Origin of the sequence: Halopseudomonas bauzanensis (assembly GCF_900114735.1) — a bacterium.
Lineage (GTDB): Bacteria > Pseudomonadota > Gammaproteobacteria > Pseudomonadales > Pseudomonadaceae > Halopseudomonas > Halopseudomonas bauzanensis.
Map to the genome: position 1 here is coordinate 952,103 of NZ_FOUA01000001.1, position 12,559 is coordinate 964,661.

Annotated in this window: 7 protein-coding genes; all 7 read left to right on the forward strand. The window is 63.5% G+C overall.

All coding sequences use genetic code 11. From position 1 onward, the window contains the following. Positions 1 to 316 precede the first annotated feature (316 nt). The 7 genes from glpD to urtC all read left to right on the forward strand — a co-directional run bounded on the left by glpD (position 317) and on the right by urtC (position 12,554). Positions 317 to 1,852, forward strand: a complete 1,536-nt coding sequence (gene glpD, locus BM267_RS04420) for a glycerol-3-phosphate dehydrogenase (protein WP_074777697.1) — start codon at positions 317 to 319, stop codon at positions 1,850 to 1,852. Positions 1,853 to 2,119: 267 nt separating this feature from the next. Then, positions 2,120 to 3,907 (forward strand): allophanate hydrolase, encoded by a 1,788-nt coding sequence (gene atzF / locus BM267_RS04425; protein WP_074777696.1) that lies wholly within the window; start codon positions 2,120 to 2,122, stop codon positions 3,905 to 3,907. 13 nt (positions 3,908 to 3,920) lie between these two features. Continuing rightward, positions 3,921 to 7,538 (forward strand): urea carboxylase, encoded by a 3,618-nt coding sequence (uca, locus tag BM267_RS04430; RefSeq protein WP_074777695.1) that lies wholly within the window; start codon positions 3,921 to 3,923, stop codon positions 7,536 to 7,538. Continuing rightward, positions 7,535 to 8,242, forward strand: coding sequence for a GntR family transcriptional regulator (locus BM267_RS04435; protein ID WP_036989310.1), 708 nt, complete (start codon positions 7,535 to 7,537; stop codon positions 8,240 to 8,242). The genes uca and BM267_RS04435 overlap by 4 nt, the downstream gene beginning before the upstream one ends. A 106-nt stretch (positions 8,243 to 8,348) precedes the next feature. Continuing rightward, positions 8,349 to 9,644 (forward strand): urea ABC transporter substrate-binding protein, encoded by a 1,296-nt coding sequence (gene urtA / locus BM267_RS04440; protein WP_074777694.1) that lies wholly within the window; start codon positions 8,349 to 8,351, stop codon positions 9,642 to 9,644. A gap of 102 nt (positions 9,645 to 9,746) precedes the next feature. Beyond that, positions 9,747 to 11,414 carry an urea ABC transporter permease subunit UrtB gene (gene urtB, locus BM267_RS04445; protein WP_074777693.1) on the forward strand — a complete coding sequence of 556 codons (1,668 nt, stop codon included), beginning with the start codon at positions 9,747 to 9,749 and terminating at the stop codon, positions 11,412 to 11,414. Between the two features lie 42 nt (positions 11,415 to 11,456). Then, positions 11,457 to 12,554 carry an urea ABC transporter permease subunit UrtC gene (urtC, locus tag BM267_RS04450; protein ID WP_074777692.1) on the forward strand — a complete coding sequence of 366 codons (1,098 nt, stop codon included), beginning with the start codon at positions 11,457 to 11,459 and terminating at the stop codon, positions 12,552 to 12,554. Positions 12,555 to 12,559 lie beyond the last annotated feature (5 nt).

Consider the following 12,559-nt stretch of genomic DNA (forward strand, 5'->3'; position numbering starts at 1 on the left):
GACGAGGGACGCCTTCCGTAAGCGACTCTGAACGCATAGCCAACACACAACCCGGGGGTGCGAACGTCTGATCAGTATCCCCACTTTGGTTCGCCTACTTCCCAAGGCGTGCGCCGAAAGCAATAAGTCCGCTCCCCTGGGGAACCGGTCTTGCTGTCTCGTCGTCAGTACTTGAGCCGTATGGATCGTGCCAGCCTCAACGTTCGGTGCGCACCATAAAACCAAGCGAGTTCGCGGTCAATAGGTTGAGGCTGCTCTTATGCAATAATCCATCGTGGGTGATGTTCGTGGCCCACTCAGCAGAGGAATTTCCGACATGCGGGACGCACCCGTTCACAGTCCAAGCCTGGCAGCAGATGATGACATTCATGATGTAATCATCATCGGAGGGGGCATCAATGGCTGCGGCATCGCCATGGATGCTGCCGGGCGCGGTCTGAAGGTATTGTTGTGCGAACAGGATGACCTGGCCTCGGCCACCTCCTCGCGCAGCAGCAAACTGATCCACGGCGGGCTGCGCTATCTGGAGTTCTACCAGTTCCGCCTGGTCGGCAAGGCCCTGGCCGAACGTGAGGCGCTCCTGCGCAATGCGCCGCATATCATCTGGCCGATGCGTTTTCGCCTGCCCCATCGGCCGCACTTGCGCCCGGCCTGGATGATCCGCCTCGGATTGTTCCTCTATGATCATCTGGCTCGCCGCGAAACCCTGTCCGGCTCCCGCGGCCTGCGCTTCGACCAGACCAGCCCGCTGAAACCGGAAATTGTTCGCGGCTTCGAGTATTCCGATGCCTGGGTCGATGATGCCCGGTTGGTGGTGCTGACCGCGCGGGCCGCTGCCCAGCGGGGCGCCCGCATTCTGCCCCGTACCGCCTGCGTCGATGCCCGGCGCGTCGACGACCTCTGGCAGGTGACACTGGAGGACCGCCAGAGCGGTCAGCGCCGCAGCTACCGCAGCCGGGCACTGGTCAATGCCGGCGGCCCCTGGGCGGCTGACCTGCTGGAGTCGGTCATCGATACACCGATCCGGCGTCCCCTGCGTCTGGTCAAGGGCAGCCACATCGTGGTGCCGCGCCTGCATGCCGGAGAGGAATCCTACATCCTACAGAATGAAGATAACCGCATCGTTTTCGTCATTCCCTATGAACAGAATTACTCCCTGATCGGCACCACCGACGTGGACTACCAGGGCGACCCCGCTGCAGCTGAGCTTTCAACTGAAGAAGGCAATTACCTACTGCATGTGGTGAACAACCACTTCCGCCAGCAACTGACCCGGCGCAATATCCTCTGGAGCTATGCCGGCGTCCGGGCGCTGTTCGACGGTGAGGATGGTGCGGCCCAGGCTGCGTCCCGGGATTACCTGCTGGATGTGCATGCCCAGCACGGCCACCCGCCATTGCTGTCGGTACTCGGCGGCAAGATCACCACCTACCGCCGGCTGGCGGAGGAAGCCACCGACCAGCTCTGCGAGCTGCTGCACAGCCCGGCGCGGGCATGGACCCGCGAAGCGACCCTGCCCGGCGGCGACTTCCGGGATCAGCAGACATTGCTGGCCGACCTGCAGAAGCTCTATCCCTGGCTACCCGACGCGACGGCCCGACGCTTCACCCGCAGCTACGGTACGCTCACCCATGAACTGCTGAACGGCTGCCGCAGCATGGATGACATGGGCCGCCATTTCGGTGCCGATCTGTACGCCCGGGAAGTGCATTATCTGATCCAGACCGAGTGGGCCACCACGGCCCAGGATGTGCTCTGGCGCCGCTCCAAGCTGGGCCTGCATATCCGCTCCAGCGAGGCCGCGGTGTTGCAGGATTTCATGGATATTCGCAGCAAGTGGCGCCCCACCTGAGGGCGCCGCATGCCGCCCTGCCCGACACCTACGGGCCAGCGCGGGCGCACCAAATCCACTCGCCCCATCACCCGCTGGCACTGAAAGGGCGCGCAGCCAGCCTGTCCACCCACTCCAGACGACCCGGTAATCAGGTTATCTAACCCGCTGCTATGCATTGATTTTTATTAATATTTTTTAACCCATAAAATTATTTTCCGCGGTTGGCACGCTCCCTGCTGAACACCTCTTGCATACAAGACGGTATTCAGACGCACGGGAGGTTCAATGTCGCAGCAAACCGGATGGACGCTCGAAGAATGGCGCCAGGCCTATCGAAATAGATCCATAACCCCCTCTGGCGCCCTGCACAATCTGCGCGCTCAGCTGCATAGTGGGGACCCGGCATGGATTCACGTGGTCTCCGGCGCCGAACTCGATGCCCAGCTCAATGAGCTCGACGCCCTGCCCGATGCGATCAATCTACCGCTGTACGGTATTCCCTTCGTGGCCAAGGACAACATCGACGTGGCCGGACTGCCGACCACCGCCGCCTGCCCGGCCTTCGCCTATACCCCCAGCCAAGATGCCACCAGTGTCGCCCGGTTGCGCGCGGCCGGGGCCATCGTGCTGGCCAAGACCAACCTCGACCAGTTCGCCACTGGCCTGGTCGGTACCCGTTCACCCTACGGTGCGGTGCCCAACAGCTTTAACCCGGACTATGTATCCGGTGGCTCCAGCTCCGGTTCGGCCGTCGCGGTCGCCCGTGGCCTAGTGCCGTTCAGCCTAGGCACCGATACCGCCGGCTCTGGCCGGGTGCCCGCCGGCTTCAACAATATCGTCGGGCTGAAGCCTACCCGCGGGCGCTTCAGCACCAACGGTGTGATTCCCGCCTGCCGCAGCCTGGACTGCGTCTCGGTATTCGCGCTGAACGTGGCGGACACCGAGGCGGTGGCCGCAATACTCGAAGGCTTCGATCCTAGCGACAGCTATTCGCGCAGCGCGACGCTGCCGGCCAGCCCCATGGGCGAACACCCGCGCTTCGGTATTCCCGCCAGGCCGGAATGGTTTGGCGACAGCCAGGCCGAAGCAGCCTGGGCAGCCGCCCTGGCCCAGCTGGGTGAGATTGGCGTGGAATTGCTGGAGCTGGACTTCAGCCCCATGCAGGAATTGGCGCAGCTACTCTACGGCGGGCCTTGGGTAGCCGAGCGCTACGTCGCCATCCAGGAATTCATCGGCGGGCATGCCGAGCAGATGAACCCCGTGGTACGCGGCATCATCGAGCAGGCTGGCCATTTCAGCGCCACCGACAGCTTCCGCGCCGAATACCGCCGCGCCGATCTGGCGCGCCAGATCCAGACCCTGATGCAATCGGTGGATGCCTTGCTAGTGCCCACTGCGCCGACCCTGCCGACCCTCGCCACCCTGGCCAGCAACCCGGTAGACGGCAACAGCCAGTTGGGCATCTGGACCAACTTCGTCAATCTGGCCGACTGCTCGGCCCTGGCCTTGCCCGCCGGTATCCGCGCCGATGGCCTGCCCTTTGGCATCACCCTGGTCGGCGCCGCCTGGCAGGATGCCGCCCTGGCCGAATTCGGCCGGCGCTGGCAGGCCCACGCGCCCTGGGCACTCGGCGCCACCGATCGCCGCCTGCCGACACCACCGGTCAGCAACCAGGTACCCGACGGCCATATACGCCTGGCCGTGGTCGGCGCTCACCTGAGCGGCATGCCGCTCAACGGGCAACTGACCGAGCGCCATGCACGCTTCGTCGAAGCCACGTTCAGTGCAGACAACTACCGCCTGTTCGCCCTGCCCGACACCACACCGCCCAAGCCCGGCTTGGTCCGCTCGGCCAACGGCGCACCGATCGAAGTGGAGCTGTGGGACATGCCGACCCATCTGTTCGGCAGCTTCGTCGCGCTGATTCCCGCCCCGCTGGGCATCGGCACACTGACCCTGCAAGACGGCCGCGAGGTCAAGGGCTTCATTTGCGAGGGTGCCGCTGTCGAGGGCGCAACCGATATCACTCACCTGGGCGGCTGGCGCGCCTATATCGCCTCGCGCGGTTGGTAAAGGAATGACTCCAATGCTGCATACCGTACTCATAGCCAACCGCGGCGAGATCGCCGTGCGGATCGCCCGCACCCTGAAGCGCATGGGCATCAAATCGGTCGCGGTGCATTCCGACGCCGACCGCAACAGCGCCCATGTCAGCGCCTGCGATCAGACCATCAGCCTGGGCGGCAACAGCGCTGCCGAAAGCTACCTGCGCACCGACCTGATTCTCGCCGCCGCCCGCGACAGTGGCGCGCAGGCAATCATTCCCGGCTATGGTTTTCTCTCCGAAAACGCCGCCTTCGCCGAACAGTGCGAAGCCGCCGGTATCGCCTTCTGCGGCCCGACACCGGAGCAGATTCGCCAGTTCGGCCTCAAGCACAGCTCGCGCGAAATCGCCGAACAGGCCGGCGTGCCGCTGACGCCCGGCACCGGCCTGCTTGGCTCGCTGGACGAGGCGCTCAGCGCCGCCGAGCGGCTGGGCTACCCGGTGATGCTGAAAAGCACCGCCGGCGGCGGCGGTATAGGCCTGACCCGCTGCGACGACCAGGCGACGCTGATCGACGCCTATGACAGCGTCAAGCGCCTGGGAAAGAACTTCTTCAGTGACAGTGGCGTATTCCTCGAACGCTTTGTCGACAACGCCCGGCATGTCGAAGTACAGATCTTCGGTGATGGCCAGGGCAGCGTAATAGCCCTCGGCGAGCGCGACTGCTCGCTGCAGCGGCGCAACCAGAAAGTGGTTGAGGAAACCCCGGCGCCGCAGCTGCCGGCCGCCACCCGCCAGCAATTACTGGACGCCTCGGTGAACCTCGGCAAGGCGGTCAACTACCGCTCCGCCGGCACAGTGGAGTACATCTACGATGCCGCCCGCGACGCCTTCTACTTTCTCGAGGTGAACACCCGCCTGCAAGTAGAGCATCCGATCACCGAAGCCTGCACCGGCGTCGACCTGGTCGAATGGATGATCCGCACCGCCAGCGGCCAACCGCCGACGCTGGACATCGACATCCAGCCCAGCGGCGCTGCCATCGAAGTACGCCTGTATGCCGAGGACCCGGTCCGCGACTTCCAGCCCTCGCCGGGAGTGTTAAGCGACGTCAGCTTTCCCACCAGCGCCCGCATCGATACCTGGGTCGCCACCGGCACCGAAGTGTCACCCTATTACGACCCGATGATCGCCAAGATCATCGTGCATGGCCGCGACCGCGCCGAGGCGCTCGGTAAGATGCGCGAGGCGCTCGACGCCACCCGCGTGGCCGGCATCGCCAGCAATCTGGATTACCTACGGCAGATCATCGCCACCGAGTTCTTCGCCCAGGGCGACGTAGCCACTAACCGGCTGGCCACCTTCACTTACCGCCCGCCGGTGGTGGAAGTCATCCAGCCCGGCACCTATACCAGCGTGCAGGATTATCCCGGCCGCGCCGGTTACTGGAGCGTCGGCGTGCCCCCGTCCGGGCCGATGGACGACTATGCCTTCCGACTGGCCAACCGCATCGTCGGCAACCATGCCGGCGCCGCAGGGCTGGAATGCACCCTGATCGGCCCGACCCTGCGCTTTCACAGCGATACGCTGATCGCCCTCACTGGAGCCCGCTCGGATGCCCGGCTGGACGGCGAAAGCGTGCCCTTCTGGGTGCCGGTTGCGGTCAAGGCCGGACAGGTGCTGGTCGTCGGCAAGGCCGAGACAGGCTGCCGCGGTTACCTCGCGGTGCGTAACGGCTTCGATGTGCCGGTGTATCTGGGCAGCCGTTCGACCTTCGTCCTCGGCCAGTTCGGCGGCCACGCCGGCCGTACGCTGCGGGCCACCGACATGCTGCCGATCAGCAATCCGCAGATCGTCGCCTGCACCACGCCAGCGCCGCTGTATCCACCCGCTGCCGCGCCAGCAGCACTGGTTCCCGACTATCCCAGCGAGTGGGAAATCGGCGTGCTCTACGGCCCGCACGGCGCCCCAGACTTCTTCACCGAAGACGCCATCGAGATGTTCTTCGCCACCGCCTGGGAAGTGCACTACAACTCCAATCGCCTGGGCATTCGCCTGAACGGGCCGAAGCCGACCTGGGCCCGCAGCGACGGCGGCGAAGCCGGGTTGCACCCGTCCAATATCCACGACACCGAGTACGCCGTCGGCTCGATCAACTTCACCGGCGATATGCCGGTGATCCTGACCAAGGACGGCCCCAGTCTTGGCGGCTTCGTCTGCCCTGTGACCATCGCCAAGGCCGAGTTGTGGAAGGTCGGCCAGGTCAAGCCAGGAGACCGCATCCGCTTCAAGCCCCTGAGTTTCGACCAGGCCCTGGCGATGGAACGGGCAACCGACCGCGCCATCGAGCAATTGGCCGAGCAGCCGATGCTCGCGCAGGCAGTGCAACCCCCGTCGGCAACCGGTCTGCCCGATTGCATCCTGGCCAGCCTGGCCGAGCACGGCGACCGACCAAGCGTCACCTACCGGCAGGCCGGCGATAAATACATTCTGCTCGAGTATGGCGCCAACGTACTGGACCTGAGCCTGCGCCTGCGTGTGCATGCGCTGATGGAAGCGCTCAAGGCCCAGCCCATTGACGGCATCATCGAGCTATCCCCCGGGGTGCGCTCCCTGCAGTTGAACTACGATAGTCGGATCATTCACCAAGATACGCTGATCGACCAGTTGGTAGTGCTGGAAACCCAGTTGCCGGATGCCGCCAGCCTGCGCGTGCCCAGCCGCATCATCCACCTGCCCATGGCCTTCGAGGACTCCGCCACCCTGGATGCCGTGGTCCGCTATCGCCAATCGGTGCGCGACACCGCGCCCTGGTTGCCAAGCAATACCGAATTCATGCGCCGCATCAATGGTCTGGACAGTGTCAATCAGGTACGCGACATCCTGTTCAGCGCCAGCTATATGGTGCTCGGTCTGGGCGACGTCTACCTCGGCGCGCCCTGCGCGGTGCCGGTCGATCCACGCCACCGCCTGCTGACCTCCAAGTACAACCCGGCGCGCACCCATACCGCCGAGGGCACGGTGGGCATCGGCGGTGTGTACATGTGCATCTACGGCATGGACTCACCAGGCGGCTACCAGTTGGTCGGACGCACCCTGCCGATCTGGAATACCTTCCTCAAGAGCCCGGCGTTCATCAACGGCGAGCCCTGGTTGCTGAAATTCTTCGATCAGGTGCGCTATTACCCGGTCAGCGAAGCCGAACTGGACGAGCAGCGCGACGCCTTCCGCGAAGGCCGCCTGAGCCTGCGTATCGATGAGGGCTGGTTCGATCTGGCCGAGCACCAGGAGTTTCTGCACCACAACGCTGACAGCATCGCCGCCTTCAAGGCCAGCCAGCAAGCGGCATTCACCCGGGAGGTGGCGCTGTGGCGGTCCGACGAAGAGGCCCAGGTCGACGCCGCCCTGCAGGTGAATATCCAGAGCGGGCCGATCGAGGTGGACGGCCATGCGGTCACCGCCGATATCAGCGGCAATATCTGGAAGCTGCTAGTGGAGCCTGGCCAACGCGTGGAAGCGGACCAGCCGCTGCTGATCGTCGAGGCGATGAAAATGGAATTCGCCGTGCATGCCGATCGCAATGCCCGGGTCGGCGCCATTCACTGCGCGGCAGGCCGGCAGGTGAACGCCGGGGACCTATTGCTGGTTCTCGAGGAATGAGCACCGTGCGCAGGCAGAACCTGACCGAGCGGATCTACCAGCAGTTGAAGCAGAGCATTTTCGATTTCCAGCTACTGCCCGGTGATCGCTTTACCGAAAGCGAAATTGCCGCGCGCATGCAGGCCAGCCGCACGCCGGTGCGCGAGGCGCTGAGCCGCCTGCAGCGGGAGGGCTTCGTCGAGGTGTCGTTTCGCAGCGGCTGGCAGGTCAACCCCCTGGATTTCCAGCAGTTCGAGCAGCTGTATGACGTGCGCATCGTGCTGGAAATGGCTGCCGTCAAGCGCCTTTGTGCAATGGAACCAGCCCCCGACTTGAGCGCGCTCGAGCGCATCTGGCTGGTAGCAGCGGAAGACCGTTTGGAGCATGGCCCGACGGTCTGCAGCCTGGATGAGCGCTTCCATGAACAGCTGGTGGAAGCCTGCGGCAATACGGAAATGGCGCGCATTCACCACGACGTGACCGAACGCCTGCGCATCGTACGGCGCATCGACTTCACCAAGCGCCCCCGGATCGAGGCCACCTATGTGGAGCACGCCAACATCCTGCGCCACATCATCGAGCGCCGCAGCGACGAGGCGCAATGGCTGCTGAAAAGCCATATCGAGGACAGCAAGGCAGAGGTCCGGCGGATCACCCTGCACATGATTTTCCAGGCACGACACCAACCGAACAACAGCTACCCGCCACTGCAGGCAAATAGCTGAAACCAGAAGGCCCGGCGCAGGACGACCGGGCCCGGAGTGCTGCACCCGCTGTTCGAAATCGATTTTCACAGCTGTTGGACACGATCACGACAATGGAGATGGACACATGAAACTGAAGAAAATGGTCAAACAGGCCGGGGCGCTCGGCGTTGCCTGTAGCATGGCCCTGACCGCTCTGGCGGCGCAGGCGGACACCATCAAGGTCGGCGTACTGCATTCGCTGTCCGGCACTATGGCAATTTCGGAAACCACCCTGAAAGATACCATGCTGATGCTGATCGAAGAGCAGAACAAGAAAGGCGGTCTGCTCGGCAAGAAACTGGAGCCCGTGGTGGTCGATCCTGCCTCCAACTGGCCGCTGTTCGCCGAACGCACCCGTGATCTGCTTGAGCAGCATCAGGTCGATGCAATTTTCGGCTGCTGGACCTCGGTATCACGCAAGGCGGTACTGCCGGTCATCGAGGAACTCAACGGCATCCTGTTCTACCCGGTGCAGTACGAGGGCGAAGAATCCTCGCGCAACGTATTCTACACCGGCGCCGCGCCGAACCAGCAGGCGATCCCGGCCGTCGACTATCTGAAGGATGAACTGGAGATCGAGCGCTGGGTACTGGCCGGCACCGACTACGTTTATCCACGCACCACCAACCGCATCCTTGAAGCCTACCTGAAAGCCAATGGCGTGGCCGACGAAGACATCCTGATCAACTACACCCCGTTCGGTCATGCCGACTGGCAGAACATCGTCGCCGAGATCAAGCGCTTCGGCAGCACCGGCAAGAAGACCGCCGTGGTATCCACCATCAACGGTGACGCCAACGTCCCCTTCTACCGCGAACTGGGTAATCAGGGCGTGTCCGCCGAAGACATCCCGGTGATCGCCTTCTCGGTCGGTGAAGAGGAGCTGTCCGGTATCGACACCGCTCCGCTGGTCGGCCACATGGCCGCCTGGAACTATTTCATGAGCGAGGAAACCCCGGAGAACGCCGCCTTTATCAAGACCTGGCACGATTTCATCGGCGACACCGAGCGCGTCACCAACGACCCAATGGAAGCCCATTACATCGGTTTCAACATGTGGGTAAAAGCAGTCGAAGCGGCTGGCACCACCGACAGCGACAAGGTGATCGACGCCCTGGTTGGCGTGGAAGTGCCGAACCTGACCGGTGGTGTCAGCAAGATGCTGCCCAACCACCATATCACCAAGCCGGTGCTGATCGGTGAAATCCAGAACGACGGCCAGTTCCTCACCGTGTCGAGCACAGATGAACTGGTGCCCGGCGATGCCTGGTCCGACTACCTGGAAGGCAGCAAGAACCTGGAAGCCGATTGGACCGCACCGATCAACTGCGGCAACTACAACACCGCCAGCAAAACCTGCCTGGGCGCCCAGCCCGAGTAACCAGCAGACCGAACCGCTGGCGGCACTATCGCCAGCGGAATCCGCAGCAGCAGCCCATCGCCGCTGCGTTTGATTACTCCGAACCATACCAGGACCGCCGCTATGAACCCTCCTTGCCGCTTCACACCCCGGCATACCCTGCACGCCGTGCTGCTCTGGCTGATGTGCTTCAGCGCCCTGCCCCTGCACGCCAGCGCGCAATCCCCCGCGGCCCCCGCCGAAGCCCGGACGGGTGCCGTGCCTGCCGCGCAGCCGAGCTTCGAGCAACTGGTCCAACAACTGCCTGGCGGTAGCCTGCGCGACCGCACCGCCACCATCAACCAGCTGTCCAACCAGCGCGACGAACGCCTGGCCGACATTTTCAATGCCCTGCTGGCCGGTGAGCTGCTGGCCGACAAGGATACCCCGCCCACCATTGCCATACGCAGCGGCGAACAGCTGACCGATGCACTGACCGGTACCGCGCTGAGCGATAGCACCGGCTTGCGCCGGATTCCGGTCAACAACAACCTGCGCACCCAGCTGCGCGGCCAGGTGGCGCAGCTGCACCTCAACCACTCCGATACCGACAAGCGCTACGCCGCCGTGCAGCGCTTTATTCGTGATGGCGTCAATGCCGACACCGCTGCGCTGCTGCACGCGCATCAGGAGCTTGAAGAGTCCGATCGAGTGCAGGGTGCGATCACTACCGCACTGGCGGTGTACCGGCTGCAATCGGCCGACAGCGGTATTCGCCAGGCCGCCATCAATGAGCTCAGCGGCTCGCTGGAGCAGGAAGCGCGCAACGCCCTGCGCGGGATTGCCGCGAATGACGCCGATCCCGAGCTGCGCGCCGCCGCAGCGGAGGCCATCGAGTCCATTCAGGGACGCATCGGTTTCTACCGCTTCGTAGAAAATCTGTTCTTCGGCCTCAGCCTCGGCTCGGTACTACTGCTGGCGGCGATCGGACTGGCCATCACCTTTGGCGTGATGGGCGTGATTAACATGGCCCATGGCGAGTTGATCATGATCGGCGCCTACACCACCTGGGGCGTGCAAGTGCTATTTCCCAACCTGATCGAGTGGAGCCTGCTGATCGCCATTCCCGCGGCTTTTTTGATCACTGCCCTGGTCGGCATCGCCATCGAGCGTGGGGTGATCCGCTTCCTCTATGGACGGCCGCTGGAAACCCTGCTGGCCACCTTCGGTCTCAGCCTGGTGCTGCAACAGGCGGTGCGCAGCCTGTTCAGCCCGCTCAACCGTTCGGTGAGTTCACCCGAGTGGATCAGCGGCACGCTAACCATCAACCCGGTGCTATCGATCACCTATACCCGGCTGTACATCCTGATCTTCGGCCTGCTGGTGTTCTTCGCCCTGATGCTGGTGATGAAACGCACCGCGCTCGGCCTGAAGGTCCGCGCCGTCTCGCAGAACCGCGCCATGGCGCGCGCCGTTGGAGTGCGTTCCAGCTGGGTCGATGCACTGACCTTCGGCCTCGGTTCCGGCATCGCCGGGGTCGCCGGGGTCGCGCTGTCGCAGCTCACCAACGTCGGCCCCAACCTCGGTCAGGCCTACATCATCGACTCTTTCATGGTGGTGGTGTTCGGCGGCGTCGGCAACCTCTGGGGCACCCTGGTCAGCGCCATGAGCCTGGGGCTGATCAACAATTTCCTGGAGCCCTATGCTGGCGCCATGCTGGCCAAGGTACTGGTGCTGATCATGCTGATCCTGTTCATCCAGAAGAAGCCCAAGGGACTCTTCCCACAGAAAGGGCGGGCGGCGGCGGACTGAGGCTCGCCTGCCATCCACAGCCAATGATATCGAGAGGGAAGTATGCTAACCCAACGTCTATTACTCAGTGATCGCGGCGGCATGGTGGTGCTCGGACTGGTCGTCCTCACTGCCATTCTGGTGCCGATCCTCAATCTGGTGGTGCCCACCAGCTCACCGTTCTACGTGTCCAACTTCACCGTGGCGCTGCTCGGCAAGTTTCTCTGCTTCGCCCTGCTGGCCCTGTCGGTGGACCTGATCTGGGGCTACTGCGGAATTCTCTCGCTCGGCCACGGCGCCTTCTTCAGCCTCGGCGGCTATGGCATGGGCATGTACCTGATGCGCCAGATTGGCGATCGGGGCGTATACGGCCACCCGGAACTGATGGATTTCATGGTGGTGCTCAACTGGGAGTCGCTGCCCTGGTACTGGCAGGGCTTCGACATGTTCTGGTTTTCCCTACTGATGATCCTGCTGGTGCCTGGGTTGCTGGCCCTGGTGTTCGGCTGGCTGGCGTTTCGCTCGCGGGTGACCGGGGTGTATTTCGCGATCATCACCCAGGCCCTGACCTATGCGCTGATGCTGGCGTTTTTCCGCAACGAGATGGGCTTTGGCGGCAATAACGGCCTCAATGACTTCAAGGAAATCCTTGGCTTCGACCTAGCTGCCAAGACCACCCGTGTCGGCCTGTTCGTCGCCTCGGCCATTGCCCTTGTGCTCGGCTACCTGGCCTGCCGCTATATCGTCACCTCGCGTATGGGCCGGGTGATCGTCTCGATCCGCGACGCCGAAAGCCGCACCCGTTTCTGCGGCTACCAGGTGGAATCCTACAAACTCTGGCTGTTCGTCTTCTCGTCGATGCTGGCGGCTATTGCCGGCGCCCTCTATGTACCGCAGGTAGGCATTATCAATCCCGGCGAATTCTCACCGCTGAACTCCATCGAGATGGTCGTGTGGGTCGCCACCGGCGGGCGCGGCACCCTGTTCGGTGCCATCGTCGGCGCTTTCTCGGTGAACTACGCCAAGACCTTCTTCACCACCTTCTCGCCGGAAACCTGGCTGTTCATCCTCGGCGCCCTGTTCGTGCTGGTGACGCTGGTGCTGCCAAAAGGAATAGTCGGCCTGCTCGGCCATGTACGCCGCAAGGGAGACAAGTCATGACCCCA